Here is a 25,506-nt window from a genome sequence, read left to right as displayed (position 1 = left end):
GTCGCTCTTTTTTTTGTCTGCAGAGATAGGATTGCACAATGATAAATAAAATTTTTGCTCTCCCGGTGAATGAAACCATTTCGCCCGTTATCTCCCGTCGCCAGCTGGACGACCTGGAGCTGATTGTCATCGACCATCCGCAGGTGAAAGCCTCTGTGGCGCTGCAGGGGGCGCATCTGCTCTCCTGGAAACCCGCCGGTGAAGAAGAAGTCCTGTGGCTGAGCAACAACACCCCGTTTAAACAGGGCGTCGCCCTGCGCGGCGGCGTGCCGATTTGCTGGCCCTGGTTTGGCCCATCGGCGCAGCAGGGCCTGCCGTCGCACGGCTTTGCCCGCAACCTGCCGTGGACCCTGGAAGGCCATGATGAAGACGACGGCGGCGTGATGTTGACCTTTGCGCTGCAGAACAGCGCCGAAACCATGAAGCTGTGGCCGCATGAGTTCACCCTCTATGCCCGCTTCAAGCTGGGCAAGACCTGCGAAATCGAACTGGAAGCCCACGGCGAATTTGAGACCACCTCTGCCCTGCACAGCTACTTCAACGTCGGCGATATCGCGGCGGTGAAAGTGAGCGGTCTTGGCGAGCGCTATATCGATAAAGTGAAAAATGCCGAAGAAGGCGTTCTGAGCAACGGCGTGCAGACCTTCCCGGATCGTACCGACCGCGTCTATCTCGACGCCGAAGGCTGCAGCGTGATCCACGACGACGCGCTCAGTCGCACTATCGACGTGGTGCATCATCATCAGCACAACGTGGTGGCCTGGAACCCGGGCCCGGCGCTGTCCGTCAGCATGGGCGACATGCCGGACGATGGCTACAAAACCTTCGTGTGCGTCGAAACCTGCTGCGTGACCCAGCCGCAGAAAGCCAGTGAAGAGACCCCGTCTCGCCTGGCGCAAACCATCAGCGTGAAAAAACGCTAAGCGCAAAAAGCCCCGTTTATCACGGGGCTTTTTCTCTTCTCCACCAGGATGCGCTGTGGGTTAAACCATATCCAACCGGGTTTTCCGCGGCGGCGGTGGATAGAGGCGGTCCAGCTGCGCAAGCTCTTGCGGGCTGAGAACGAGATCAAGCGCGGCGGCATTCTGCACCACATGTTCAATACTGGCCGCTTTCGGGATCGCCAGCATTCCCGGATGACGAATCACCCAGGCCAGCAGCAGCTGCGCCACCGTCACGCCCCGCTCGTTAGCCATTTTGATGATATCGGTATGCTGAAAAAGTCCATCGCGTAAGCGCCCCGCCTGCGCCAGCGGACAATAGGCCATCACCGGCAGGGTGTGCTGCTGGCACCAGGGCAGGAGATCGTATTCAATGCCCCGCGACGCGAGATGATAGAGCACCTGATTGGTGGCGCAGCGTTCGCCACCCGCCGTGCGCCACAGCGCCTGCATATCGTCGGTGTCCAGATTGGAGACGCCCCAGCGGCGGATTTTACCCTCGGCCACCAGCCTTTCCATCGCCTCGACCGTCTCCTCTAGCGGGATATCGCCCCGCCAGTGCAGGAGATACATATCCAGATAGTCGGTCTGCAGCCGGCGCAGACTGTTTTCACAGGCGCGGCGCATCGCCGCGCCGCCGGCGTGCCAGGGATAGACTTTGGAGACCAGCACTACCCGGTCGCGCAGGCCGCGGACCGCCTGGCCCACCACCTCCTCCGCCCCGCCGTCGGCATACATCTCAGCGGTATCGATTACCGTCAGGCCATGGTCGATGCCCGCGCGCAGTGCAGCCACCTCCTGCTGACGCTGCGCCGCGTTCTCGCCCATATACCAGGTCCCCAGCCCGATGGCCGGAACTGCCGCCTGCTCGCCAAAGCATACTGTTTTTTTCACCATCGTCTCCTACTTAGCGCCCTGCACCACCATAAAGCAAAACAGGGCACGAAGCCCTGTTTTGATGCATAAAGCGCACTGTAATAATGCACAATCAGAAGGTGTAAGTGATCCCGGTTGAGATCAGACCGCTCCAGGATTTGTCCACCATCGGGCTATCGGTAATTTCATCCGACAGACGGGTGTAGCGCGCAATACCGTATACGCTCCAGTCGCCGAGGAAGCGATAGTTGGCCGACAGCTCCAGATACGGGTTCCAGCTGCTGTCCGGATCGTAGCTGCGCATGCCGCTACGACGGGACTCGTGCTGCGAGACGCCATAATAGTATTCGTTCTGATTGTCGCTGTTCCACTCCACGCCGATGCCCGGTGTCAGCGTCAGGTTCCCGTTGGTGTAGCGGTACAGCCAGGCGAGATCCCAGTTGATGCCGTTGCTGTTATCCAGCGTATCGCCGGCAATCGTCGTGCGCAGGAAACCATAGGGCGTGTTGTGGACATAAGAAAGACCGGCCATCACGGTTGATTTACGTTTATCCAGGCGACGCATTTGTTCGCTATCGCTGTCGCCCGGCTTGAAGTACATCGGCGACCAGTAAGCCGTTATCGACAGCTTATCATTGGTGTCATTCCACAGGTAGTAACCCCCACCCAGACCGTGGAACCAGAAGTTATCGCTCTCATAACTAATGACCGGCACCGGATAAACATCCGCATCATACTGCTTGTACGGATGCTCAACGATGCCGACGCCAGCGCCAAGCGTGAACTTCCCATCGGCATGCGCCGCGCTGGCGGAGGTCGCAATCAGCACGCCGAGTGCCAGAAGTTTGATTTTAGTCACAATCCATATTCCCGTTGTCAAATAATCAGCCCGTGCAGTTTACCGTCGTAGGTCTCATGCCTCAAATTCTTTACCCGATATGACACAAATCGTTCACTTTCCCACCCTTCTCTTACCATCTGGTGACAGCCCGATGACAGCTTCACGTCCCGGCGAAGCAAAAAGCGTCTTTTTCAGGATGAGTTATTGATATGTCATTGAAATTGATTTTCTGCGTCATGCAAGATTTCTAAATGCATCTACGCTTAAATTTAGAAGGTGTAATTGCAGGGCACATTCACGCTACCCCACCCGCAACCTGGCATAAGGGTTGCTGGATACCAGGAGAGCGATGTTCAGCTTATGTCTTCCGGGGGCCCCCACTATTCATATGAACGGCTCTCAACCTGTGCTAAAAAACGAAAGGACGGCATGCCATGAATATATTCGATCACTATCGCCAGCGCTATGAAGCTGCCAAGGACGAAGAGTTCACACTGCAGGAGTTTCTTACCATCTGCCGGCAAGATCGCAGTGCCTATGCCAATGCGGCAGAACGTCTGTTGATGGCCATTGGTGAACCCGTCATGGTTGATACGGCTCTCGAGCCGCGGCTATCCCGTCTCTTTTCAAACCGGGTTATCGCACGCTATCCGGCGTTTGAAGAGTTTTACGGTATGGAAGACGCCATTGAGCAGATCGTTTCCTACCTCAAGCATGCCGCCCAGGGGCTGGAAGAGAAGAAACAGATCCTCTATCTGCTGGGACCGGTGGGCGGGGGTAAATCATCGCTGGCTGAACGGCTGAAAGCCCTGATGCAGCGCGTGCCTATCTATGTGCTGAGCGCCAACGGCGAGCGCAGCCCGGTTAACGATCACCCGCTGTGCCTGTTCAATCCGCAGGAGGATGCGCAGATCCTTCAGAAAGAGTATGGCGTCCCTACCCGCTATCTCGGCACTATTATGTCGCCATGGGCGGCCAAACGCCTGCATGAGTTTGGCGGCGATATCACGAAATTCCGCGTGGTCAAAGTCTGGCCATCGATTCTCGAACAGGTCGCCATCGCCAAAACCGAACCGGGCGATGAAAACAACCAGGATATTTCGGCGCTGGTGGGTAAAGTGGATATCCGCAAGCTGGAACACTATGCGCAGAACGACCCGGACGCCTACGGCTACTCCGGTGCGCTGTGCCGCGCCAACCAGGGGATCATGGAGTTCGTCGAGATGTTTAAAGCGCCGATCAAGGTGCTGCATCCGCTGCTGACCGCGACTCAGGAAGGTAACTACAACGGGACCGAAGGGATCTCCGCCCTGCCGTTTAACGGGATCATCCTTGCCCACTCAAACGAATCGGAATGGGTGACCTTCCGTAATAACAAAAACAATGAGGCCTTCCTCGACCGCGTCTATATCGTCAAAGTGCCTTATTGCCTGCGGATCTCCGAAGAGATCCGTATCTATGAAAAACTGCTCAACAGCAGCGAGTTGACTCATGCGCCATGCGCCCCGGGCACTCTGGAAACGCTGGCGCGCTTCTCGATTCTGTCGCGCCTGAAAGAGCCGGAAAACTCGAGTATCTACTCGAAAATGCGGGTCTATGACGGCGAGAGCCTGAAAGATACCGACCCGAAAGCGAAATCCTATCAGGAGTATCGCGACTACGCCGGGGTGGATGAAGGGATGAACGGGCTCTCCACCCGCTTTGCCTTTAAGATCCTCTCAAGGGTGTTTAACTTCGACCATGTTGAAGTGGCGGCCAACCCGGTGCATCTGTTCTATGTCCTGGAGCAGCAGATTGAGCGCGAACAGTTCCCGCAGGAGCAGGCCGAGCGCTATCTGGAGTTCCTCAAAGGCTATCTGATCCCGAAATACGCCGAGTTTATCGGCAAAGAGATCCAGACCGCCTATCTGGAATCCTACTCCGAGTATGGGCAGAACATTTTCGATCGCTATGTCACCTACGCTGACTTCTGGATCCAGGATCAGGAATACCGCGATCCGGACACCGGCCAGCTGTTTGACCGTGAATCATTGAATGCCGAGCTGGAGAAAATTGAGAAGCCGGCCGGGATCAGCAACCCGAAAGACTTCCGTAATGAAATCGTCAACTTTGTGCTGCGCGCCAGAGCCAACAACAGCGGACGTAATCCGAACTGGACCAGCTATGAGAAACTGCGCACGGTTATTGAGAAGAAAATGTTCTCCAATACCGAAGAGCTGTTGCCGGTCATTTCGTTTAACGCCAAAACCTCAACCGATGAGCAGAAAAAACACGACGACTTTGTCGACCGCATGATGGAGAAAGGCTACACCCGCAAACAGGTTCGCCTGCTGTGCGAGTGGTACCTGCGGGTTCGTAAATCGTCCTGATGCGTCCAGCCCGGCGGTGCGCCGCCGGGTCAACTGCAGCTGAATGATGATAAGTAAAGTTGGCTAATGCAGTACAGGAGGGCATATGACCTGGTTCATAGACCGACGCCTGAACGGGAAAAACAAAAGCGCCGTCAATCGTCAGCGCTTTTTGCGCCGTTATAAGGCGCAGATTAAACAATCAATCTCCGAGGCCATCAACAAGCGCTCGGTGACCGATATTGAGAGCGGAGAATCCGTCTCGATCCCGACGGACGATATCAACGAGCCGATGTTTCATCAGGGTCGCGGCGGACTAAGCAACCGCGTCCACCCGGGTAATGACCATTTCGTGCAAAACGATCGGATCGAACGCCCGCAAGGGGGCGGCGGCGGCGGTGGCAGCGGTCAGGGGCAAGCCAGCGCCGATGGCGAAGGGAAGGATGAGTTTGTCTTCCAGATTTCAAAAGATGAGTACCTGGATCTGCTGTTTGAAGATCTCGCCCTGCCGAACCTGAAGAAAAATCAGCACCGGCAGCTAAACGAGTTTAAAACCCATCGCGCGGGTTTTACCTCTAACGGGGTGCCGGCCAACATCAGCGTGGTGCGTTCGCTGCAGAACTCGCTGGCCCGTCGGACTGCGATGACCGCCGGCAAGCGCCGTGAACTGCGCGCTCTGGAGGAGGATCTGGAGACCATTAGCCGCAGCGAGCCGGTGCAGCTGCTGGAGGAGGAGCGCCTGCGCAAAGAGATTGCCGAGCTGCGGGCTAAAATTGAACGGGTGCCGTTTATCGACACCTTTGACTTACGCTACAAAAATTACGAAAAACGGCCGGAGCCCTCCAGCCAGGCGGTAATGTTCTGCCTGATGGACGTCTCAGGCTCGATGGACCAGGCCACCAAAGACATGGCCAAGCGCTTTTATATCCTGCTGTATCTGTTCCTCAGCCGGACCTATAAAAACGTCGATGTGGTCTATATCCGCCACCATACCCAGGCGAAAGAGGTGGATGAACACGAATTCTTCTATTCTCAGGAAACCGGCGGCACCATCGTTTCCAGCGCCCTCAAGCTGATGGATGAGGTGGTGCAGGCGCGTTATGACCCGGCGCAGTGGAACATCTACGCCGCCCAGGCGTCGGATGGCGACAACTGGGCCGATGACTCCCCACTGTGCCACGAACTGCTGGCGAAGAAAATTCTGCCGGTGGTGCGTTATTACAGCTATATCGAAATTACCCGCCGGGCGCACCAGACCCTGTGGCGCGAGTATGAACACCTGCAGGCGACCTTTGATAATTTCGCCATGCAGCATATTCGCGACCAGGAGGATATCTACCCGGTATTCCGCGAACTGTTTCACAAGCAGTCCTCTAAAAGTGAAGCGTAGTTAAATAAAATCAGCCAGTTAGTGTCACCTGCTGGCTGATTTATTTTTTAAATGCTTTTATTTCTCTATTAATCAATACGCCCATTTTTTGTGCAGAATAGATGCAGCTGCCTCATCGCAAAATGCTTCTTTCCCCCATGTTGTACATTCCAGGTACAAATCCCTAACCCTGTGTATTATAACTGCCTAATCTGCTTCAAACATTCACGCGATCGTCAGCGTTGCACTGTTTCCACTCTCAGGAGCCTGCTATGACCCCTTTTTATCAATTGACCGCCACCCGCCTGCGCGGCCAACCTCTCTCCATGGCTGACTATGCTGGCAAGGTGGTTCTGGTGGTGAATACGGCCAGCCATTGTGGCTTCACGTCACAGTATGCTGGCCTGGAAGCGCTCTACAAAAAGTACGCGGCTCAGGGGCTGGTGGTGCTTGGTTTTCCGTGCAACCAGTTTGGCAAGCAGGAACCCGGCGGTGCGGATGAAATCGAGCAGACCTGTCACGTTAACTACGGCGTGAGCTTCCCGATGTTTGCGAAAGTGGACGTCAACGGCCCCGCTGCACACCCGCTGTTTCGTTATTTGAAACAAGCGTTGCCCGGCGTGCTCGGCGGACGGATCAAGTGGAATTTCACCAAGTTCCTCATCGGTCGCGACGGCACACCCCTCACGCGTTTTGCGCCGTTCACGACACCGGAGAAAATGGAGGCTTCCATTGTTGCCGCCCTCAAGCGCTGAGTGTGCAGTCATTCCACGTTCACCCAACGGTGGCTGTCTGCCCATACAAGATAGATGTTGGTTCCTGGCCTGTAGCCGACCGCGCCAGCTGTCGCCGGAACGCCCCATTTCACGTCAGGGGCTGTAAACGCGCAAAACCGTAAGATGCTATATGCGAAGCGCCTGTTTCTGGTTGACGAACTTATCAGTTGCGGGAGAATAATGCTGACAAACGCATGCCAGCTTATTCCCGTCAGGATCGCGCAGGTAGGCCACATAAAAGTCGGGGCCATAGGCGGGGCGTGTGCCCGGTGCGCCTTCATTTTGCCCTCCTGCAAGAAGGCCTGCGGCATGGAACTGTCTGACAATCTCTGCGTTATCAGCCTGGAATGCAAACATTGTCCCGTTTCCCGCCGTTGCGGAATGTCCGTCAAAAGGAGGGCAAATACAAAAGCTGAACGCCTTATCCGGATTATTTTTATCTCCCCACATTGCCCAGCTGTCTGTCCAGGCAGGCAGACGTGAGTAGCCAAGAACATTAAAAATAGCGTCATAAAAATCTACTGAGCGCTGAAAATCATTGGTACCTATCGTGATATAAGCCAGCATCTTATGACATCCTCTTTGCCGTTTCCCAGAACAGGCAGGATACCTCTTAACGTAACAATAAACGATTTCCTCTGATGCGCCTGACGCCGTTTGCCGTCTGAGCATCGGCGGTTTCGACATAGCCCGACCTGTTAAACGCTGGCGCAGTTGAGCGGTCCAGGGTTAATTAACCGGTGACGTCAGTCGATCTCACGCGGCCAGCAACCGTCTGTTGCTGGCCGATCTTCCACCTGCCCGGTCATCAGTCTACAGCGGCGACACGGCCTCAACTTCATGCTGAAACACGTAGGGGTCGGAGAGGAGTTCGAATACTTCATCGTCCGGATAGGTGACCGCGACGTGATAGTCTTCGCCTGCGAAGGCTTTGACCGCCGCGAGATCCTGCCAGTAGGTGGCGAGAAAGAAATGCGCCCATTCGCCCTGGTTTTCCCGGCGCACCAGGGCGCCTCTGTTGCCGGCGATGCTCTGAGCGTGTTCCACGCCGGTCCGCTCGAGGTGGCGGGCAAACCCCTCAGCATGCTGCAATGGCACACAGCCGTGCCAGGTCCTGACAATCATTTGCATTCTCCTGTGGTGATAAACATCTCACCCTAACATCGACAGGCATTTCTGGGGGAGCGCAACAATGCGGCGCTGGCCACAACACAAAATTATTTTGCCGGACGGGGATATCCTCTCACTCTGCACGATTTTTGACTGCGGAGCAGCATTGGGCCGAATATTGCGCGGCGAGTATCGCTGTTAGCTGGCGCGGAAAAAATCGTGGCTCGTCAGCCTCGGGCAGTCGTATCGCTACACGCCCAAGCCGCGCCCCTTCAGGGCATCGCCAGCCGATCCTGATGGGCCGCAAAGAGGGTGATGAGATGGTCGGCGATAACCCGCACGCGTCTGGACCCGGCCAGGTCGGAATGCATCACCAGCCAGAGAGTCTGATCCGCGCCGATCTCCGGCTGCAGGCACTGCAGGCCGCTGGCCCGGGCCATAAAGTGCGGCAGAACGCCCAGTCCGAGGCCCGCGGATACCGCGGAAACCTGGGCCACGAGCGTATTGGCTTCGACTTTACACGGCCGGCCGCGCAGGGTGCGCGCGATCCATTGGGCGGCCGGCAGGTGCTGGTGAGTTTCCGGCCACCCCACAAAGTCCGCCTCGCTCAGCGACAGGCCGTCCGCACCAGCCAGATAGCCGGCGGCGCCATAGACGCCAAACCCCACCGTCCCCAGTCGCTTTAACGTCAAATGCCCGGCCTCAGGCTTGACCATGCGGATCGCCAGATCGGCATCCCGACGGTGCAGGTTCACCGGCTGCACGCCGCTCAGCACCTCCACCCGCAGCTCGGGATAATGGTCCAGGAGCCCTTTCAGGGAGGGCAGAATAAAATGCGTGGCCAGGTTATCCGAGGTGGCCAGGCGGACAACCCCGGCGACATGCCCCTGCAGTTGCGCCGCTTCGCCAAACGCCAGGCCTGCGTATTCCAGCGCCTCGGCCCGCGCGAGCAGGGCTTCGCCATCATCGGTCAGGCGATAGCCGCTCTGATGGCGGCTGAAGAGCGGAACGTTCAACGCCTGCTCCAGCCGATCCAGCCGGCGGGAGACCGTGGCTATCCCCATGTTCATCTTGTCGGCGGCGCCGCTCAGCGTTCCCGCCCGGGCGATGGCGAGGAATATGCGCGCATCATCCCAGTTAAATTCTGCGGTCATTTGTTTTCCATTTATGGAAAACGACTCTCCGTTTTCCGCTATTTTTTATCAGTTTCGCAGGGATGATACTGCACGCCACTCGCGGAGACAACCAGGCCATCCGGTCGCCTGCTCTCTCCTCACCTGAACGTCCGTGTACCGCGCGGAACGCTCCTTTCCTAAGGATACGCCTGATATGAAAGAGATTGCTTTACCCCTCCACCCGGCGCCGGCGCGCGTCTGGATAGCCGTCGTTGCACTCGGGATCTGCGCCTTTTCAATCGTCACCAGCGAACTGGCGCCGGTGGGCATGCTCAGCGCCCTGGCGGCGGATTTTCACCAGACTGAATCCGGCATGGGTCTCGCCGTCACCGCCTATGGCTGGGTGGGCGCCCTGGCGGCTCTGCTTTCCGGCGCAATGCCGGCGCGTATTTCCCGCAAGGCGCTGCTGGTCGGGCTGATGCTGATCCTCGCGCTTTCCTGCCTCGCCGCAACCCGGTCTTATTCGATGTTCGCCCTGATGAGCGCCCGCATGATTGGTGCCCTGGCGCATGGCGCCTTCTGGGCCTTAATTGGCATCGTCGCCGCGCAGATGGTGCCGCCGCACCGGCTGGGGCTGGCCACGGCGATCATTTTTGGCGGCGTGTCGGCGGCAAGCGTAGTGGGGGTGCCGCTGGCGAGCTTTATCGCCACCCTGGCGGGCTGGCGATACGCGTTTATGGCGATGGCCTTGCTGTCACTGGCCGCCGCTGCGGTGCTGTGCTCGACGCTGCCCGCGCTGGCCGCCCCAGCCCCCGTCAGGCTGCGCGTTTATCGTGATATTTTCCGCAATCCGCTGCTCGGTGGCCTGTATGGCGCCACGGCATGCATCATTACCGCTCACTTTGCCGCCTTCACCTACATTGAACCGCTGCTGATAAATCTGCAGGGAGTCCCGACGACCGCCCTCTCCGGCCTGCTGCTGCTGTCAGGGGTTTCCGGGCTGCTGGGTAACGTTATCGCGGGGAAGCTCATCGATCGTCATCTGAAGGGGCTGATTTTCGCTGCGCTGCTGCTGAGCGGGGGCGCGTTGGCGATCCTTGGCACCGCCCGTTTTGCGCCACTGCCATTCTGTTTTAGCGGGCTACTGTTAGCCCTGTGGGGCACCGGCATCGCGATTGTGTTCGTCGGCTTACAGACCTGGCTACTGCGCAGCGCGGTCGCGGTCGCCCAGCCGGCGTCAGCCATTTACGTGGCCATTTTTAATGCCGCCATCGGCACCGGGGCGCTTGTCGGCGGCCAGCTGATCGCCTCAGCTGGCCTGTCGGGAATGGTGTGGCTGGCGGCGGGGACCATGGTGGGCAGTACGCTGCTGATCGCTCTGCTGAAAGCGCCCTCGGGCCGCTAAACGCTGCCCTGTAAAACCGCGTTTTCACGGTCCAGCGTGAAGACCTGCCACACGACGCGGGTCGCGCTCAAGGTAAAAATGGCCGTCGCCAGCGTATTTTCCTCATCAGGATCGTCGGGAGACAGCCGGTAAATCGGTAACAACGGATCCTGCTGGTCGGAGAGCATCGCTTTCGCTGTCACGCCATCCAGCGGCGGGTTCGTCGCCAGCCACGCGTCCAGGCGCCGCTGGCGCGAGCCGGAGCTGCAGGTCACGATCTGTTCAATAGCCGCAAGCTGGGGATGGATCAGATGGTTGGCATGCCCGCTGGTGGCGGACAACGCGAGCACCGAGCTGCCGGAGCCGGTGGCTTCCACGCTAAACAGACGGCTATCGCCCATCTGGCCCAGGATGTGGTGAAACGCGCCCGCGCGAGGCGTGGCGCTCAGCAGAGTGACGGCTTCCTCTAAGGTGGTGGCGTTCAGCGAGGCGCGGGCCAGAATCTGGCGCGGCATCCCGTCCGGACGATGCACGGCGCGAATATTGTTGACCGTATTGACTATCCCCTTCTCATTCACTGCGAAGGTATGTCCGCACAGGGAGCCGGGATAGGCGAAGCTGGTAAAGGCGAGGCCCACGTCCGGGGTTATGCTGACGATGGCGCAGTCTTCACGCAGCTGCGGGAAGCCGTCTTCATTGTGCGCAATGATCAACTCGCCCTCTGCGCTTCTCCCCGCCAGAGTGGTGCAGCCATCCGACGTCGAACGCACCAGATCGCCGCGACAGTTCCAGGCGAACACCTCATCCACCGGCGCCTGCAGCCCCTCCGCCATGCCCTCCAGCTCCTGCCAGATCAGCGGGAACTGAGCCTGCACGGCTGCGCGCATGCGCTGGGTCTGTTCCGTCGTTTTCAGGGCGGCCACCGTTTGCCACAGCGCCGTTTGCCTGATTTTTGTCTGCCAGGCCTCACGACCAAACGCGCCAAGCTGCTGACCGACCGCAAAAGCGGAACCTCGGATTGCGATTGTTTTCATATTGTCATTATTCACTTATGTTCAGGATACGTGTTGCAAAAACTCTTGCAGACGCGGATTGCTGCTGGCCGTGAGCAGCGCCTCAGGTGAACCATCTTCGGCAATAGTGCCGCCATCAATAAAAATCAACCGGGAAGCCACCTCTCTGGCAAAGCCAATCTCATGGGTCACAATCACCATCGTCATGCCCTCTTCGGCCAGCGAGCGCATGACCTTTAACACCTCATGCCGCAGTTCAGGATCGAGGGCGGATGTTGGCTCATCAAATAACATCATTTTGGGTTTCACCGCCAGGGCGCGAGCTATCGCCACACGCTGCTGCTGACCGCCCGAGAGCTCGGCAGGATAGTGGTTAGCGCGTTCACGCAGCCCCACGCGATCCAGCAACGCCAGCGCCTGCTCCCGCGCTGTGGCCTTGCTCTGCTTGCGCACGCGAAGCGGACCGAACATGACATTCTCCAGGGCGGTCAGATGCGGGAACAAATGAAACTGTTGAAACACCATACCGGCTTCGCGGCGAATATCACACTCATTCGCGTGCGGATCCGTAATATGCATGCCCGCCACCAGCAGCGTGCCCGAGGAGATCTCTTCCAGCTTGTTAATACAACGCAGCAGGGTCGATTTTCCCGAGCCGGAAGGACCGATGATCACCACCACCTCGCCCGCTTCAATCTTTAAATTGATATCGTGCAGCACCTGAGTGGCGCCGAAGTTTTTCGCCACCGCGCTAAATTCAACCATGCTCATAAAATATGGATCCTTTTCTCAACTTGTTTTAGCAGGAAGCTCAGGCACAATGTCAAAAACAGATAAATCATCGCCACCGCCGTCCACACCTCCAGCGCCCGAAAGTTGCCGGCAATAATCTCTTGTCCCTGACGGGTTAATTCTGCCACGCCAATCACAATAAACAGCGACGTATCTTTAATACTGATAATCCATTGATTGCCTAATGCCGGGATCATCCGCCGAAAAGCCAGCGGCATAATGACATGCCACAGGGTGCTGCGCGGCGATAATCCCATCGCCAGGCTGGCTTCTTTAAATCCTTTATTGATCGACAGAATCGCGCCCCGGGTGATCTCCGCTATATAAGCCCCGGAGTTAATCACAATGGTGATAATGGCGGCAGGAACCGGGTCAATACGCACCGGCAACACCATCGGCAGGGCGAAGTAGATAAACATCACCTGCACCATAATTGGCGTCCCGCGGATTAATTCCACAAACACCAGCGATACCGTTTTGGATATTGTCCCACCTAATGCGCGGCAGGTCCCGGCCAGCAAACCAATGATTAATCCACCTAACAAACCTGATAACGAAATAATTAGCGTCAGCTGCAAGCCTTGCATCAGCAGCGGCAATGCATCCCAAATATAGCGACTGTCAAAATTCATGCTTCTACCCGTAAAGAAAATATGAGGTCGGATCGCTCCGACCTGGCAGGGTTATTTCGGCTGTTTAGCAAACCACTTTACGTAAATCTTGTCGTAGGTACCATCGGCGCGCAGGGCCTGCAGGGCCTGGTTGACTTTTGGCGTCAGGCTGCTGTTTTTCTGCATCGCAAAGCCATACTGCTGTGGCAGAATGCTGTCCGTCTCACCAGTGGATTTGACCTTGCCATTACCCGCCGTCTTCACGTAGTAAAGGACATTCGGCGAATCATGAACGACGGCATCGAGATTACCGGCCTGCAGGTCAAGGTAAGCGTTATCGATATTCGGGAACTCGATGTAATTCGCTTTATATTTGCTTTTCATAAAGCTGGCTGCCGCCGTCCCCTGCTTAAGGCCGACTTTTTTCCCGGTCAAATCACTGAATTTAACAATGGAATTGTCGGTACTTTTCACGGCTATTAACAGGTCGGCATTATAATATCCTTCACTGAAGTCCACGACCTGCTTGCGCGCATCGGTAATCGTTATTCCCGCCATCGCCACGTCCAGATTACGCGACTGCAGACCGGGGATCAGGCCGCCGAAATCCATCGGCCTTAATTCGTAGCTGATATGCATTTTCTTCGCAATCGCGTCCCACAGATCGATATCAAAGCCGACATATTTATCGCCTTGTTTAAATTCAAATGGAACAAAGGCAGTATCGACACCCACCGTTATTTTATCTTCTGCTGCTGTAACAAAACTGGCTGAACAAATAACTAATGCCAGCGTCAGCTTTAATTTCTTAAATAATCCACTCATAATTACCCTCAGCGTCAGTGAAATAGCCTACAACGAACGTCACCCTGCGAAATATCTCGCCGGAAGAACCAATAACAAGAGCTGATATACCGGGCGCAGTTTTATGCGCCCGAATAAAAACGATAACTTATGCAGAAAACAGAGAGTCAGAGGTAGCCGGTGCTGGCGTCTGGGCGCTGTTCATCACCATGGAGAGAAAACTGTAATAACCGTTTATTCCAATCAGATCCACCACGCCCTTCTCGCCCCATAACTCAATGGCTTGCTGCCAGGTCTCATCGCTGACCTTTTGCTGTTGATGCAGCTGCTGACAGAAGTCATAGACCGTCTGCTCATCGGGCCGGAGATCCACGGGCCGGCGCCTTTCCTTAATCGCCTGAACCGCCGCGGCAGCGATCCCTTTCTCGCGTGCTATCGGCGCATGGATCGCCCACTCAACCGGCTGCGACCAGTGCCGCGCGGTCAGCAAAATCGCCAGTTCAGAAAGACGCTGGCCCAGCGCGCTGCGATAGCGCAGGTACTCCCCCATACGCTGGGCATGGGCCATCAGCTCGGGGCTCCGCAGCAGCGGTTCAAAGGGCGGCAGCAAGGCGCCGCGCGGTCCGTTGATAATCTCTTCCGCTAACTGACGCTGCTGAACATCCCATTCCTGTTCCGCCAGGGGCGGTAAACGATTGCTCATAATTTCCCCGTCTCTTCACGGATCACGCAGTTCAGGGTATCGACCACAAAATCGAGCTGCGCCGGGGTGATGATAAACGGCGGTGCAATCAGAATGTGGTCGCCAGACTGGCCATCGATGGTGCCGCCCATGGGATAGACCATCAGTCCACGCGCCATGCAGTTTGCTTTGATCGCAGCGTGCAGCTTCAGGGAAGGATCGAACGGCGTTTTGTCGTCTTTATCACGCACCAGCTCGACCCCCGCAAACAGGCCGCGTCCGCGCGTATCACCGACATGCGGTAACTCCCCCAGCACCTCGCGCAGCGCCTTGTGCAGATAGGCGCCCTGCTGTTTGACGGCGTCCAGCAAATTATCCCGCGCGATCACTTGCTGCACCGCCAGGGCTGCCGACGCGGCGGTGGCATGACAAATGTAAGTGTGACCATGCTGGAACAACCCGCTGCCCGCCTTTAGCGCGGAGACGATAGTCTCACTCGCCAGCACCGCCCCAATCGGCTGATAGCCTCCGCCGAGTCCTTTGGCGATGGTTACTAAATCGGGCACCACGTCATCCTGTTCAAACGCATGCAGCGTCCCGGTCCGCCCCATACCGCACATCACCTCATCCGCGATGTACAGGATGCCGTATTTGTCGCACAGGCGGCGGACCCCTTGCAGATAGCCCGGCGTCGGCGGCGTGGCTCCCGTCGTCGCCCCCACCACGGTTTCGGCACAGAAACCGATGATCGTTTCCGGGCCGGCCTCAAGGATGGCTTGCTCCAGCTCATTAAGCAGGCGCTCGGTATATTGCTGTTGGGTCTCGTCAGCCCGACGATCGCGGTACTCATTGCAGGCGGAGACGCGGATAACATCCATTAATAAGGGAGCAAACTGACGACGGCGCCATTCGTTCCCCCCCACCGCCAGCGCGCCCAGCGTATTGCCGTGATAGCTCTGTTTACGGGCGATAAAGCGGGTGCGCGATGGCTGGCCGATCTCCACAAAGTACTGCCGCGCCATCTTCAGCGCTGTCTCTACCGCCTCAGAACCGCCCGAGACAAAGTAGGCGTAGTTAAGCTCGCCGGGCGCCGTGCGGGTGAGATGTTCGGCAAGCTGCTCGACGGCATCGCTGGTGAAAAAGCTGGTATGCGCATAGGCCAGCCGATCGATCTGGCGGTGCATCGCCGCCAGCACATCAGGATGCGCGTGTCCGAGGCAGGAAACCGCCGCCCCGCCGCAGGCATCAAGATACGGTTTTCCCTGGGCATCAAAGATATAGGCCCCTTGCGCACGTGAAGCCACCATCGGCGTGCTACGCAGGCTGCGGTGAATGACATGACTCATACTGGGTTCTGCTCCTGAATCCGCTACATGAATTGAGCGTATCTTGCAGGATCCATTTGGATCACGTCAACGAATTAAAGATATAAATGCATCCTTTATTCTTATAATTGATACATTTGAATCATTTATCAGGACTTACCGGGGATCACGTAGGCGCCAGACTCAATAAGATAGCGTTCGGCATTTTCAATTTTACTCACCGCCTCCCGACCGTGGCGCACCACCAGCATCGCCAGCAGGCACTCCACCAGGCCCATGCCGGAGACCACGGAAGGGAAAAATGACGGACTGTCGATGGAGAACAGCAGCGTGCAGTCTGCCGCCTGCGCTAAGGGGGAAACCGGCGAGTCGGTAATGGCGAGGATCTTCGCCCCGGCCTGCCGGGCTGCCTGTAAAACATCCAGTGATTCGCGTGAATAGGGAGCAAAGCTGGTGAGTAAGACGCAGTCCCGGGCGGTTAGTTCGCGGGTAAAAACTTCGATATTGCTGGCCAGGCCATCGATCAATGACACCTGGCGGTTAAACAGTCGATAGACATAGAACAGCGACCACGCGATCGGAAAGCTGGCGCGGAATCCGCAGATATAGACATTCTCCGCGCTATCGAGCAAGGTCACCGCCTGCTCCATCTCCTGGGCATTTTCATTTTGCGTAAAGGTCAGATTCGCCTGATGCGCCTGAAAAACCTCTTTATACAGCTGCGTTTGCGTCCCGCGGGCCATCATTTTTTCCGCTTTTGATACGTATGTATCATTGCGCAGCCCCAGATCGTCAATGAAATCACTTTTCAGCTCGCTCCAGCCGCGGTAGCCCAGCCGCTGCGCCAGACGCAGCAGCGTCGCCGGTTTTACCCCGGCTTCCGCCGCGAAGGCACGCATTGATAACACCACCAGCTGACTGGCATTTTGCAGTGAGAACTCGGCGGCGCGTTGCAGCTCGGGCGACAACCCGCCGAATTCATTAATGATTTTTTCCCTGAGATTCATGGCAGCCACTGACTGGTTTTAAGTGAAAGCTATCTAATCATATTTGAGATCAAGACTCTATAGGCTGGTATAACACCCGGGGGCCATCCTTTGCGCTCCTGAGCATGGCGAACCGCGGTGCCCGTCACTTCTCCAGCCAGTCGATAAAAAACGCCATAAACGCCGACACCTGCGGCGGTTGCAGCTTTCGCTGGGGAAAGACAAACTGCAGCCCAACCTCCTTGCGGTCTAAGGGGCTAAATCCGGTGAAGCGATCGGCAAACAGCACCTGAAGCCGCCCCTCCTCGACATCCCTCTTCACATCCCACCATGATTTACCGGCGATCCCCGCCCCGCTGAGCGCCCACTGCCGCAGCAACGCCCCATCGTCGCAGACCATCGCCGGCGTCACCCGGATGATCTGCTCTTTTCCCGCCTCCTCAAAGCGCCACTCGTTCATCACCACACCATGCCGCTCCAGCGCCAGGCAGCGGTGATGATGCAGCGCCTCGGGCGAAGCCGGCGTTCCAAGGGCGGCAAGGTAAGCCGTCGAGGCCACCAGCACCCGGTGGTTAGGACGGATGTGGCGGATGGCCAGGCTGCTGTCCGGCAGATTACCGACGCGAATGCTCATATCCAGCCGGTTGGCGACCAGATCCTCCACGCGCTCGCCTAAGTAGACGGAAAAGGTCACTTCCGGGTGACGGCGGGTAAAGTCGACGATGGCCGGGCTAAGGTATTGTCGGCCAAAGTCGGAGGGGGCGGAAAGGCGAATATCGCCGCTCAGGACGCCCTCTTTTTGCGTCAGCAACGACTCGGCGTGGCGCGCCTCCTCCAGTACGCGCCGCGCGGCATGATAAAAATCTTCCCCCGCGTTGGTCAGGGTGATAGCGCGCGTGGAGCGATGGAACAGGCGGGTCTGGTAACGCTCTTCCATCGCCTTCAGGCGGGCCGTCATGGTGGCCGGCGAAAGTGACAACCGTCTGCCGGCGGCGGAGAGTCCCCCCGCTTCGGCGACTGCCACCAGCAGCGCCATATCTTCCAGTTTGCCCATTTTTCGTATATCCCGAAAAGTGAATCTATTTTTCGTCTAATTATCAAAATCAGCTCCCGACTGTAAAGTGATTTCCATTCCACTTCGCAAGGGACACCACTATGAACACGCTCTCACTTTTTGATCGTCATCGCATCGGTACGCTGCCGCTGAAAAACCGTATCGTCATGGCTCCCATGACCCGGGCGCGCGCGCTGCAGCCGGGAAATATCCCCTCCGCGCTGATGGCGGAGTATTACCGCCAGCGCGCCAGCGCGGGATTGATCGTTACGGAAGCGACGCAAATATCTCCCGAGGGACAGGGATATTCCTGGACGCCCGGCCTGCATTCCGCAGACCAGATTGCCGGCTGGCAGTTGACGACCCGAGCCGTACATCAGGCCGGCGGCGTTATTTTTTCTCAGCTCTGGCACGTGGGACGCATGTCGCACGCCCGTTTTCATGCGGATGGTCAACCCGTGGCCCCCTCGGCGCTGGCGCCGGACGCCCAGGTCTGGGTGGTGGATGAGCAGGGCCGGGGCCAGATGGTGGACTGTTCACCGCCGCGGGCGCTCTCCCGGTCGGATATCCAGCGTATTGTCGCCGATTACCGTCAGGCGGCGCGCAATGCGATCGCGGCGGGGTTTGACGGCGTGGAAGTACACGGCGGCAATGGCTATCTGATCGACCAGTTCCTGCGGCGGACCGCCAACCAGCGTACCGATGAGTACGGCGGCAGCCTGAACAACCGGATCCGTTTTGCCCAGGAGGTGCTGACCGCCATCGGCGACGCAATCGGCCGCGAGCGGACGGGCATCCGCCTTTCCCCCTTCATTACCCAGCGCGGGATGAATGACCCGCAGGTGATCGATGCCATCCTTGCCCTGGCGGCCTGGTGCGAACAGCAGGGCATCGCCTTTATCCATCTGGCGGAGGCGGACTGGGACGATGCCCCAGCCGTTCCCCGACGCTTCCGCGACACGCTGCGCGCGACCTTCAGCGGCACGCTGATCGTGGCCGGGAATTACGATCAGCAGAAGGCGGAGCGCATTCTTGACGCCGGTCTCGCCGACCTCGTGGCTTTCGGCCGGCCGTTTATTGCCAATCCCGACCTGCCGCAGCGGCTTCTGCACCGCTGGCCGCTGGCGACCGTCAGCGATCCCGGCACGCTGTTTGGCGGCACGGCGGCGGGCTATACCGACTATCCCTTCTATACGGAGCATAAAGAGTGAAAATGACCCGCAAAATGTTACCTGCCGGCCGTGGTGTCGCGGTTGCCCGCACGCAGGCCAGACGCGGCCTCACGCGCCATCGCTGCGCCACCGCGCTGCTGCTTGTCGCAATGTCCGGCTCCGCGTATGCAGCCCAACAGGATCTGCTGAAGCCGGCGCAACTCATCGCTGACGGCAGCCTTCCCGCGGCCACACGCGCCGCCAATGAATATGTCGCCAGGCAGTATGCCACGTTCTGGAATACCGGTGATGACGCGCTGGCCCGGGCGGCGCTGGCGAAGAATTTTATCGATAAAACGCCCCCGGAAGGCCGCCGACAGGGGCCGGAAGGAGCGATCCTCGCCTCCAGAGCGTTTCGCCAGGCGGTGCCGGATTTACGCTGTGATGTCGAACAAATGATCGTGGCCGGTGACCGGGTGGTCTCACACTTACATTTTCATGGCCACTTTACCGGGATCTTCGGCACCCGGCAGGGTAAGGGACAAAATATCGATTTTATCGCCACCGATATCTATCAGATCCGCGGCGGTAAAATTACCGCCAACTGGCATATTGAAGATAACCTGACGCTGATGAAACAGCTGGGCGCGCAATAAGCCGCCCCCGGAGGGTGCGTCAGCGATCGCCAACACGGCGAGCCGCCCCGGTCTCCGCTGGGACGGCTCGCCTGGCGTCAGCCGGCGCTTAGATTTGCGCCAGCCCGCCGTCGACATAGATCTCTGCGGCGTTAATAAAGCTCGACTCATCCGACGCTAAAAACACCACCGTCCGGCCAATCTCCTCCGGCTCGCCCAGCCGCCCGAGCGGTACGCCGGCGGCCAGAGCATCGAACAAGCCCTGGCGGTCCGCCTCCGCCACCAGCCCTCCCAGACCCGGGGTACGTACCGGCCCCGGGCTGACCACATTGATGCGGATCCCGCGGTCGCTAACCTCCAGCGCCCAGGAGCGCGCCAGGCTGCGTACTGCGGCCTTACTGGCGCTATAGATGCTGAAGTTAGCCGTCCCTTTTACCGCCGCCGTAGAGCCGGTCAAAATCACCGAGGCGCCGTCGGTGAGCAGCGGCAGCGCTTTCTGCACGGTGAACACCACCCCGCGCACGTTAGTGGCAAAAATCCGGTCAACGTGCGCTTCGGTAACGGCGCTGAGCGGCAGCATGTCTCCGCCGCCGGCATTGGCGAACAGTACATCCAGCCGGCCGGACTCGTCGGCAATGGTCGCAAATACCGCGTCAAGGTCGCTTAACACGCCGGCATCAGCGCGGATCCCGCGGGCGGCGGGTCCGATGAATCTTACCGCCGCATCCAGCTCCTCCTGACGGCGGCCGGTGATGTACACCTTCGCGCCCTGCTCCGCCAGCGCTTTCGCCGACGCCAGGCCAATCCCGGCGCTGCCGCCGGTGACTAACGCCACTTTATCCGCAAGTTTTTTGCTCATGGTGCATTTCCTTGGTTAGAGTATAAACAGGCCAGGCTCGCGAAAGCGCCCCGCCGGGTATGGAAAGCACTGTAATCGTCCCGGCGAGGCGGAAAAATGGCCTAATCTGAAAAACACTCTTCCCCTCGGTGGATAATCACCTCCAGTAACCAGGATAAAGCGAATAATGGACCGGTTTTCAGCTCTTAAAGCCTTCACCCGCGTTGTCGAAGCCGGCAGCTTTACCCGCGCCGCGGACTCGCTGAATATGCCCAACGCCACCCTCAGCAAAACCATTCAGCAACTGGAGGCGCATCTTGGGGTTTCTCTCCTGCAGCGCACTACGCGGCGTATCACCGTGACGCCGGAAGGACGGGAATACTATGAAAAGGCCCGGCGCCTGCTGGAAGACCTGGAAGAGATCGACGCCGCCTTCAATACCGCCCGCAATAAGCCAAAGGGCCATCTGCGGATCGCCATCGGCGGGTCGACCGCGCGCGATGTGCTGATCCCGCTGCTGGCGGACTTTATGACCACCTGGCCGGATATCCGTATCGATTTGCAAGTGGCCGATAAGCCCTCGGACCTGATCGGCGGCAATATTGACTGCGCCATCCGCGGCGGACCGATGGAAGACTCGACGCTGATTGCCCGTAAAATCGGCGAGGCGGCGCTGGTTACCTGCGCCACCCCGGGCTATCTTCAGCGCTATGGTACGCCCGCCTCACCGGATGAACTGAACCATGGCCACCGGCTCATCAGCTACCTGTCGCCGACCAGCGGCAGAGCGTTTCCGTTTCGTTTTGCCCGTCACGGCGTCAGCACCGAGCTGAAGACGGAGCACCATCTCGGCATCAATGAGAGCAACGCGCATATTGCCGCCGGCGAGGCGGGCTTAGGCATTGTGCAGACCTTTACCTATTCGCTGAAACCGGCGCTGGCGAGCGGCGAGCTGGTGGAGATCCTCAGCGCCTGGCGCCCGGCCCCCTATCCTTTTCACGTTGTCTATGCCCGGCACCGGCACGTCCCGCCCCGGCTCCGCGTCTTTATTGACTGGCTGGCGGCGGTTTTTCCGTCTGCGGTGCAGGGATAGCGCGCGTTATCTGACGCGGAGCAGGTCGCCGTATCGCGTGGTGTAGCGCGGCGATAGCATCTCTCGCTTCATCTGCCACTGCTGCTGGACCCCCTGGCCGGCAAAATAGAGCGCCCCCCTGCCGTTTTTCGCATTCAGCTGGTCGAGCACCTGCATCAGCCTGGCGCTGTTCTGCCGCGGGGCAAGCTCGTCGAACAGGTTCAGCTGGGCGACGCCCTGGCTGTAGAAATCGCCGAGCATCACCCCGGCCTTCTGATAGCGATGCCCCGCTTTCCAGATGGCGTCCAGGCAGTTTGTCGCCGCGGCGATAATATCCCGGGAATCCTGCGTCGGCGTCAGCAGCTTCAGTGAGGCGCTGTTGCCGTAATAGGGTTCATTCAGCGCGAAGGGGCTGGTTTTGACAAAGGCGGAGACGAACCGGCAGTACTGATGCTCACCGCGCAGCTTTTCTGCTGCCCGCGCGGCATAGCTGCAGATCGCCTGGCGCATATCCTCATAGGCCGTAATGCGATCCCCGAACGAGCGGCTGCAGATAATTTCCTGCTTAGCGGGAGCAAACTCCTCCAGCGCCAGGCAAGGCTCGCCGCGCAGCTCCCGTACCGTTCGCTCAAGCACCACCGTGAAGTGCTTGCGGATAAAGCGGATATCGCTCTCCGCCAGCTGGAGTACCGTGCCGATCCCCATTGCCTCAAGCTTTTTACCGATCCGCCGCCCGATGCCCCAGACCTCACTCACCGGCAACAGCGCCATCAGCTTCCGCTGCCGCTGCGGGCAGGATAAATCCACCACCCCGCCCGTCTGCCGCTGCCACTGCTTCGCCGCGTGGTTGGCCAGCTTCGCCAGGGTTTTGGTCGGGGCGATCCCGACGCCCAGCGTCAGATGGGTGCGCTGCTGCACCGTGGCGCGGATTTCCCGGCCAAAGTCGGTCAGATCTTTGCAGTGGCGCACGCCGCTGACATCGCAAAAGGCTTCATCGATACTGTAAATTTCGCAGCGCGGGGCGAGCTCTTCCAGGGTGGTCATTACCCGGTTGGACATGTCGGCGTACAGCTCATAGTTGCTGCTGAACGCCACGACGCCGTGGCGAAGAAACGCCGCCTTCTGCTTAAAGTAGGGTTCGCCCATTTTCACAAACGGCTTCGCCTCCGCCGAGCGGGCGATCACACAGCCATCGTTGTTCGACAGCACCACCACCGGGCGCCCCTTCAGGTCTGGCCGGAAGGCAGTCTGGCAGCTCGCATAAAAGGCGTTCACATCACAGTGCGCGAACATGATCAACCCGCCGCCTTGATGATGTAGGTCACCACGCCGAAAATATCGAGCGTCTCCTCGCGGCCGACCACGATGGGCGAATAGGCCGGGTTCATCGGGTTAAGCTGCACCCGGGGCAGAAGTTGCAGCTTTTTTACCGTAAATTCGCCGCCGACGGCGGCAATGACGATATCGCCATGCTCCGCTTTACGCGCGCTGTCCACCACCAGCAGATCGCCTTCGTCAATGCCGGCATTGATCATGCTGTCGCCTGCGGCTTTGACAAAATAGGTCGCGCTGGGATGCTGCACCAGCAGCTCGTTGAGGTCGATTCGCTTCTCGACATAGTCCTGGGCCGGGCTGGGAAAGCCGCACTGCACCAGGTCGGCAAAAAAGGGAAAGGAGACAATCTGACGTAGCTCAACCGGCGTGTAAAAGTTCATTTTTTAACCCACCACACAATACTGAATATATATACAGTAGTTTTGCCTGTTTTGCCGGTCAATATCGGCTCCAGCTATCAATCGCCAGCACTGAAATAACTCCTTGATGTCAATGGGGGTCCTCTTCAGCGCCCGCGAACCGTTTGCTGCTTTTGCGCGCAGCCCGCCCGCCGCGCAAGGTGGTAGATGCGCCGCGCCGCGGCATTCGCTTGACACTGTACATTAATACAGTAAAACTAACGCCCGCGATCAGCATACAGAGGACAGAAGATGTTTGTGGAACTGATTTATGACAAGCGCAATTTTGCCGGGCTGCCGGGCGCCAGAGAGACCATTCTTAACGAGCTGACCAAACGCATGCAGCGCATTTTCCCGGAGGCGGAAGTGCGCGTGAAGCCGATGATGACGCTGCCGGCGATCAACACCGACGCCAGCAAGCATGAAAAAGAGCTGATCAGCCGCACGGTGCAGGAGATGTTTGAAGAGGCGGACATGTGGCTCACTGAAGAGTAATGCCGCCCGTTAGTCGCGGCGCCCCCCTCTTTAAGAGCTTTCCCGGATGTGGCAGAGCCACGGGCAACAGTACAATAGCGGCGGTTGCAGACTGGCAATGCAACCTTCGCTCACCTGCTGGCTCTTGCATACGGCCAGCAGGTGAGCTTCCCGGGCATGCCTGCCGGCCTTTCCTCATCGCCCTCACAGCGTCTCCGGTAGCGCCGCTATAATTCTATCCGCCAGTTCGCGATGCTCATGTACCTTCCCGCATTTAACAATAATCTGTCTGGCGTTGTCATAGCCCGGCGCCCACAGCCGATTATTAAGCAGAACGTCCTTGTAGACCGCGATCAGCGGTTTGTTCCACGCCGCCGCCATGTGCACCACCGAGGTGTCCGGGGAGATAATCAGCTCCGCCAGGGCGATCAGCGCCATCGCATGGTGTAACGTGTTAAATGGGTTAATTACCACCTCCGGCGGCAGCGGGATGCGGATCTCACGCCGGTGATCGAGCAGAATAACCGCGATCCCCGGATGGCGAGCCAGCAGCTTGTCGAGCAGTTCGGCCAACTGCGTCTGCGAGAGACTGCGGTCGCCATGGCCGGCAAAAATATTAATCACTACCGCTTTTCTGCTCAGCGACGCCAGATACTGCGCCACCTCCTGCATAATCGGCCCGGGCACCGCCAGGTCGTAAGCGTCCAGCCCGCGGGTGTCCAGTTTGAGATAATCGGCGATCAACTCGAACGTTTTCGTCACGTGCCAGCGCTGGCAGTCAAAATCAAAAGAGTGGGAATAATGCTTAATCGACGGCCATTTATTAAACCCGAGCACCGATTTCGCTTTTATTTGTCGGAAAAGCCGCAGGCGATGCACGGGAATATCGAACAGCGAAGGGTCAATAATAATATCGTACTTATTATTAGCCAGTTCATTAATAACATCGCGGGGAACGTTATGATTAAATTTTCGCAAAAAATCGGCGGACGTAACCGGTTCAGCTTCATAAATATAGCGGATCCGCTGGTTATAACGCATCACCTGGCTATTAGAGGTCGTCAGCAGGAAATCAACGATATAGCCTGACTGATGCAGGCATTTCACCAGCGCGGAATCCACCACCACATCGCCGACCGCCCCCTCATTGCGCATCAGTAAGACGGTTTTCGCGGACGACAAATCCACCGGCTGACGGCGTCGGCGATCCCAGAGCGCTTTCGCCACGCCCACCCGCAGGGCATTACGTACTTTCTTAGTAAAGTAATTTCGCCGTCTGTTGAGCTCCCTTATTTTATTAAACTTCTTGCGTGGGGAGCCCTGCATGGTTGCATCGTGCATCATCCTAACCTCATTACGGCAATCATTAATATTCTGTGTCGTCCGATAGAGACTGAGCGAAATAAAAAAAGTTCGATTGAAAATGAAAATCATTCTTTTTTTTATTTACAAAACTCATCCAGCCCTGCGGGATTGCACCACAGCACTGTGAAGCAATAATGAGTGAATAGTGAATTTGCCGGCCCACCGTTGGCAGGCCGGCGCAACAGCGCTAAGCTGGCTGCTTTATGAAGTC

27 protein-coding genes and 1 pseudogene are annotated in these 25,506 nt (G+C 57.9%); 11 read left to right on the top strand and 17 right to left on the bottom strand.

The genetic code is table 11. From position 1 onward, the window contains the following. Nucleotides 1-38 precede the first annotated feature (38 nt). Nucleotides 39-923 carry a D-hexose-6-phosphate mutarotase gene (locus tag ABLU73_RS09715; protein ID WP_004203783.1) on the top strand — a complete coding sequence of 295 codons (885 nt, stop codon included), beginning with the start codon at nt 39-41 and terminating at the stop codon, nt 921-923. A 60-nt stretch (nt 924-983) separates the two neighbouring features. Here ABLU73_RS09715 and ABLU73_RS09710 read toward each other — a convergent pair whose 3' ends face one another. Then, entirely contained in the window at nt 984-1,838 is an 855-nt protein-coding gene (locus ABLU73_RS09710) for an aldo/keto reductase (protein WP_023317989.1), read from the bottom strand. Between the two features lie 91 nt (nt 1,839-1,929). Then, nucleotides 1,930-2,676: a MipA/OmpV family protein gene (locus ABLU73_RS09705; RefSeq protein ID WP_004203780.1), complete on the bottom strand. Its 747-nt coding sequence runs from the start codon at nt 2,674-2,676 to the stop codon at nt 1,930-1,932. A 416-nt stretch (nt 2,677-3,092) separates the two neighbouring features. On the opposite strand from ABLU73_RS09705, the gene yeaG reads away from it, so the two are divergent. From yeaG to ABLU73_RS09690, 3 genes are all read left to right on the top strand, one after another. After that, entirely contained in the window at nt 3,093-5,027 is a 1,935-nt protein-coding gene (yeaG, locus tag ABLU73_RS09700) for a protein kinase YeaG (RefSeq protein WP_004203779.1), read from the top strand. An 85-nt stretch (nt 5,028-5,112) separates the two neighbouring features. After that, complete coding sequence (locus ABLU73_RS09695; protein WP_348850161.1) at nt 5,113-6,396, top strand: YeaH/YhbH family protein; 1,284 nt, start codon at nt 5,113-5,115, stop codon at nt 6,394-6,396. A 251-nt stretch (nt 6,397-6,647) separates the two neighbouring features. Further along, nucleotides 6,648-7,130: a glutathione peroxidase gene (locus tag ABLU73_RS09690; RefSeq protein WP_004203776.1), complete on the top strand. Its 483-nt coding sequence runs from the start codon at nt 6,648-6,650 to the stop codon at nt 7,128-7,130. A 147-nt stretch (nt 7,131-7,277) separates the two neighbouring features. Here ABLU73_RS09690 and ABLU73_RS09685 read toward each other — a convergent pair whose 3' ends face one another. Together ABLU73_RS09685 and ABLU73_RS09680 are read right to left on the bottom strand one after the other, a co-directional pair. Further along, on the bottom strand, nt 7,278-7,718 hold the full coding sequence (locus ABLU73_RS09685; protein ID WP_004203774.1) for a VOC family protein: 441 nt from the start codon (nt 7,716-7,718) through the stop codon (nt 7,278-7,280). Between the two features lie 246 nt (nt 7,719-7,964). Beyond that, nucleotides 7,965-8,276: a hypothetical protein gene (locus tag ABLU73_RS09680; protein WP_004203773.1), complete on the bottom strand. Its 312-nt coding sequence runs from the start codon at nt 8,274-8,276 to the stop codon at nt 7,965-7,967. 67 nt (nt 8,277-8,343) lie between these two features. On the opposite strand from ABLU73_RS09680, the gene ABLU73_RS09675 reads away from it, so the two are divergent. Continuing rightward, nucleotides 8,344-8,463 carry a hypothetical protein gene (locus ABLU73_RS09675; RefSeq protein ID WP_032425956.1) on the top strand — a complete coding sequence of 40 codons (120 nt, stop codon included), beginning with the start codon at nt 8,344-8,346 and terminating at the stop codon, nt 8,461-8,463. A gap of 70 nt (nt 8,464-8,533) precedes the next feature. Here the strand turns inward: ABLU73_RS09675 and ABLU73_RS09670 are convergent, their stop codons facing one another. After that, nucleotides 8,534-9,415, bottom strand: a complete 882-nt coding sequence (locus ABLU73_RS09670; protein ID WP_017898598.1) for a LysR family transcriptional regulator — start codon at nt 9,413-9,415, stop codon at nt 8,534-8,536. Nucleotides 9,416-9,590: 175 nt separating this feature from the next. On the opposite strand from ABLU73_RS09670, the gene ABLU73_RS09665 reads away from it, so the two are divergent. Beyond that, nucleotides 9,591-10,781 (top strand): MFS transporter, encoded by a 1,191-nt coding sequence (locus ABLU73_RS09665; protein WP_049004539.1) that lies wholly within the window; start codon nt 9,591-9,593, stop codon nt 10,779-10,781. Here ABLU73_RS09665 and ABLU73_RS09660 read toward each other — a convergent pair. The 8 genes from ABLU73_RS09660 to ABLU73_RS09625 form a co-directional block, all read right to left on the bottom strand. After that, nucleotides 10,778-11,794: a C45 family peptidase gene (locus tag ABLU73_RS09660; RefSeq protein WP_080846966.1), complete on the bottom strand. Its 1,017-nt coding sequence runs from the start codon at nt 11,792-11,794 to the stop codon at nt 10,778-10,780. The genes ABLU73_RS09665 and ABLU73_RS09660 overlap by 4 nt on opposite strands. 21 nt (nt 11,795-11,815) lie before the next feature. Then, on the bottom strand, nt 11,816-12,538 hold the full coding sequence (gene glnQ, locus ABLU73_RS09655) for a glutamine ABC transporter ATP-binding protein GlnQ (RefSeq protein ID WP_004203768.1): 723 nt from the start codon (nt 12,536-12,538) through the stop codon (nt 11,816-11,818). Between the two features lie 2 nt (nt 12,539-12,540). Continuing rightward, nucleotides 12,541-13,197: a glutamine ABC transporter permease GlnP gene (gene glnP / locus ABLU73_RS09650; RefSeq protein WP_004203767.1), complete on the bottom strand. Its 657-nt coding sequence runs from the start codon at nt 13,195-13,197 to the stop codon at nt 12,541-12,543. A 51-nt stretch (nt 13,198-13,248) separates the two neighbouring features. Then, the gene (gene glnH, locus ABLU73_RS09645) at nt 13,249-14,001 is read right to left on the bottom strand and encodes a glutamine ABC transporter substrate-binding protein GlnH (RefSeq protein ID WP_017898602.1); all 753 of its coding nucleotides are present in this window, start codon (nt 13,999-14,001) and stop codon (nt 13,249-13,251) included. Nucleotides 14,002-14,128: 127 nt separating this feature from the next. Continuing rightward, nucleotides 14,129-14,683, bottom strand: coding sequence for a hypothetical protein (locus ABLU73_RS09640; RefSeq protein ID WP_023317981.1), 555 nt, complete (start codon nt 14,681-14,683; stop codon nt 14,129-14,131). Then, entirely contained in the window at nt 14,680-16,008 is a 1,329-nt protein-coding gene (locus ABLU73_RS09635; protein ID WP_017898604.1) for an aspartate aminotransferase family protein, read from the bottom strand. Before ABLU73_RS09635 ends, ABLU73_RS09640 begins: the two co-directional genes overlap by 4 nt. Nucleotides 16,009-16,136: 128 nt before the next feature. Beyond that, a complete protein-coding gene (locus ABLU73_RS09630) occupies nt 16,137-16,994 on the bottom strand; it encodes a MurR/RpiR family transcriptional regulator (RefSeq protein ID WP_180404731.1) in 858 nt (285 codons plus the stop codon). Between the two features lie 124 nt (nt 16,995-17,118). Beyond that, nucleotides 17,119-18,027 carry a LysR family transcriptional regulator gene (locus tag ABLU73_RS09625; protein ID WP_180404733.1) on the bottom strand — a complete coding sequence of 303 codons (909 nt, stop codon included), beginning with the start codon at nt 18,025-18,027 and terminating at the stop codon, nt 17,119-17,121. 101 nt (nt 18,028-18,128) lie between these two features. Between ABLU73_RS09625 and ABLU73_RS09620 the strand changes: the two genes are divergently transcribed. Both ABLU73_RS09620 and ABLU73_RS09615 read left to right on the top strand, forming a co-directional pair. Then, nucleotides 18,129-19,238 carry an alkene reductase gene (locus ABLU73_RS09620; protein WP_043522464.1) on the top strand — a complete coding sequence of 370 codons (1,110 nt, stop codon included), beginning with the start codon at nt 18,129-18,131 and terminating at the stop codon, nt 19,236-19,238. A gap of 2 nt (nt 19,239-19,240) precedes the next feature. Further along, entirely contained in the window at nt 19,241-19,834 is a 594-nt protein-coding gene (locus tag ABLU73_RS09615) for an ester cyclase (protein ID WP_114505935.1), read from the top strand. 88 nt (nt 19,835-19,922) lie between these two features. Here ABLU73_RS09615 and ABLU73_RS09610 read toward each other — a convergent pair whose 3' ends face one another. After that, on the bottom strand, nt 19,923-20,672 hold the full coding sequence (locus ABLU73_RS09610) for an SDR family oxidoreductase (RefSeq protein ID WP_023317977.1): 750 nt from the start codon (nt 20,670-20,672) through the stop codon (nt 19,923-19,925). A gap of 166 nt (nt 20,673-20,838) precedes the next feature. On the opposite strand from ABLU73_RS09610, the gene ABLU73_RS09605 reads away from it, so the two are divergent. Then, nucleotides 20,839-21,744: a LysR family transcriptional regulator gene (locus ABLU73_RS09605; protein WP_264923550.1), complete on the top strand. Its 906-nt coding sequence runs from the start codon at nt 20,839-20,841 to the stop codon at nt 21,742-21,744. Nucleotides 21,745-21,750: 6 nt separating this feature from the next. Here the strand turns inward: ABLU73_RS09605 and ABLU73_RS09600 are convergent, their stop codons facing one another. Next, nucleotides 21,751-23,016 carry a Y-family DNA polymerase gene (locus tag ABLU73_RS09600; RefSeq protein ID WP_004203752.1) on the bottom strand — a complete coding sequence of 422 codons (1,266 nt, stop codon included), beginning with the start codon at nt 23,014-23,016 and terminating at the stop codon, nt 21,751-21,753. A gap of 2 nt (nt 23,017-23,018) precedes the next feature. Continuing rightward, entirely contained in the window at nt 23,019-23,438 is a 420-nt protein-coding gene (locus ABLU73_RS09595) for a translesion error-prone DNA polymerase V autoproteolytic subunit (RefSeq protein WP_004203751.1), read from the bottom strand. 270 nt (nt 23,439-23,708) lie between these two features. On the opposite strand from ABLU73_RS09595, the gene ABLU73_RS09590 reads away from it, so the two are divergent. Further along, nucleotides 23,709-23,951, top strand: a complete 243-nt coding sequence (locus ABLU73_RS09590) for a DinI family protein (RefSeq protein ID WP_004203750.1) — start codon at nt 23,709-23,711, stop codon at nt 23,949-23,951. A gap of 183 nt (nt 23,952-24,134) precedes the next feature. Here ABLU73_RS09590 and ABLU73_RS09585 read toward each other — a convergent pair whose 3' ends face one another. Then, nucleotides 24,135-25,271, bottom strand: coding sequence for a glycosyltransferase family 9 protein (locus ABLU73_RS09585; RefSeq protein ID WP_167875949.1), 1,137 nt, complete (start codon nt 25,269-25,271; stop codon nt 24,135-24,137). Between ABLU73_RS09585 and ABLU73_RS09580 the strand changes: the two are divergent. Beyond that, nucleotides 25,266-25,422 (top strand): annotated as a pseudogene (locus ABLU73_RS09580) (hypothetical protein). The gene ABLU73_RS09585 and the pseudogene ABLU73_RS09580 overlap by 6 nt on opposite strands. Nucleotides 25,423-25,506: the final 84 nt, after the last annotated feature.

This window comes from Klebsiella sp. GG_Kp175 (assembly GCF_040062325.1).
Lineage (GTDB): Bacteria > Pseudomonadota > Gammaproteobacteria > Enterobacterales > Enterobacteriaceae > Klebsiella > Klebsiella quasipneumoniae.
The sequence above is the reverse complement of the archived record's forward strand: the minus strand, read 5'-3'. Positions and strand labels throughout refer to the sequence as shown.

Excerpts from the sequence above, each read along its gene's own strand:
- ABLU73_RS09630 (WP_180404731.1), bottom strand. The coding sequence starts at position 16,994 with ATGAATCTCAGGGAAAAAATCATTAATGAATTCGGCGGGTTGTCGCCC.
- ABLU73_RS09660 (WP_080846966.1), bottom strand. The coding sequence starts at position 11,794 with ATGAAAACAATCGCAATCCGAGGTTCCGCTTTTGCGGTCGGTCAGCAG.
- yeaG (WP_004203779.1), top strand. The coding sequence starts at position 3,093 with ATGAATATATTCGATCACTATCGCCAGCGCTATGAAGCTGCCAAGGAC.
- ABLU73_RS09595 (WP_004203751.1), bottom strand. The coding sequence starts at position 23,438 with ATGAACTTTTACACGCCGGTTGAGCTACGTCAGATTGTCTCCTTTCCC.
- ABLU73_RS09715 (WP_004203783.1), top strand. The coding sequence starts at position 39 with ATGATAAATAAAATTTTTGCTCTCCCGGTGAATGAAACCATTTCGCCC.
- ABLU73_RS09680 (WP_004203773.1), bottom strand. The coding sequence starts at position 8,276 with ATGATTGTCAGGACCTGGCACGGCTGTGTGCCATTGCAGCATGCTGAG.
- ABLU73_RS09695 (WP_348850161.1), top strand. The coding sequence starts at position 5,113 with ATGACCTGGTTCATAGACCGACGCCTGAACGGGAAAAACAAAAGCGCC.
- ABLU73_RS09585 (WP_167875949.1), bottom strand. The coding sequence starts at position 25,271 with ATGCACGATGCAACCATGCAGGGCTCCCCACGCAAGAAGTTTAATAAA.
- ABLU73_RS09685 (WP_004203774.1), bottom strand. The coding sequence starts at position 7,718 with ATGCTGGCTTATATCACGATAGGTACCAATGATTTTCAGCGCTCAGTA.
- ABLU73_RS09610 (WP_023317977.1), bottom strand. The coding sequence starts at position 20,672 with ATGAGCAAAAAACTTGCGGATAAAGTGGCGTTAGTCACCGGCGGCAGC.
- glnQ (WP_004203768.1), bottom strand. The coding sequence starts at position 12,538 with ATGGTTGAATTTAGCGCGGTGGCGAAAAACTTCGGCGCCACTCAGGTG.
- ABLU73_RS09675 (WP_032425956.1), top strand. The coding sequence starts at position 8,344 with ATGCGGCGCTGGCCACAACACAAAATTATTTTGCCGGACGGGGATATC.
- ABLU73_RS09635 (WP_017898604.1), bottom strand. The coding sequence starts at position 16,008 with ATGAGTCATGTCATTCACCGCAGCCTGCGTAGCACGCCGATGGTGGCT.
- glnH (WP_017898602.1), bottom strand. The coding sequence starts at position 14,001 with ATGAGTGGATTATTTAAGAAATTAAAGCTGACGCTGGCATTAGTTATT.
- ABLU73_RS09670 (WP_017898598.1), bottom strand. The coding sequence starts at position 9,415 with ATGACCGCAGAATTTAACTGGGATGATGCGCGCATATTCCTCGCCATC.
- ABLU73_RS09620 (WP_043522464.1), top strand. The coding sequence starts at position 18,129 with ATGAACACGCTCTCACTTTTTGATCGTCATCGCATCGGTACGCTGCCG.
- ABLU73_RS09600 (WP_004203752.1), bottom strand. The coding sequence starts at position 23,016 with ATGTTCGCGCACTGTGATGTGAACGCCTTTTATGCGAGCTGCCAGACT.
- ABLU73_RS09625 (WP_180404733.1), bottom strand. The coding sequence starts at position 18,027 with ATGGGCAAACTGGAAGATATGGCGCTGCTGGTGGCAGTCGCCGAAGCG.
- ABLU73_RS09590 (WP_004203750.1), top strand. The coding sequence starts at position 23,709 with ATGTTTGTGGAACTGATTTATGACAAGCGCAATTTTGCCGGGCTGCCG.
- ABLU73_RS09615 (WP_114505935.1), top strand. The coding sequence starts at position 19,241 with ATGACCCGCAAAATGTTACCTGCCGGCCGTGGTGTCGCGGTTGCCCGC.
- ABLU73_RS09640 (WP_023317981.1), bottom strand. The coding sequence starts at position 14,683 with ATGAGCAATCGTTTACCGCCCCTGGCGGAACAGGAATGGGATGTTCAG.
- ABLU73_RS09665 (WP_049004539.1), top strand. The coding sequence starts at position 9,591 with ATGAAAGAGATTGCTTTACCCCTCCACCCGGCGCCGGCGCGCGTCTGG.
- ABLU73_RS09690 (WP_004203776.1), top strand. The coding sequence starts at position 6,648 with ATGACCCCTTTTTATCAATTGACCGCCACCCGCCTGCGCGGCCAACCT.
- ABLU73_RS09605 (WP_264923550.1), top strand. The coding sequence starts at position 20,839 with ATGGACCGGTTTTCAGCTCTTAAAGCCTTCACCCGCGTTGTCGAAGCC.
- glnP (WP_004203767.1), bottom strand. The coding sequence starts at position 13,197 with ATGAATTTTGACAGTCGCTATATTTGGGATGCATTGCCGCTGCTGATG.
- ABLU73_RS09710 (WP_023317989.1), bottom strand. The coding sequence starts at position 1,838 with ATGGTGAAAAAAACAGTATGCTTTGGCGAGCAGGCGGCAGTTCCGGCC.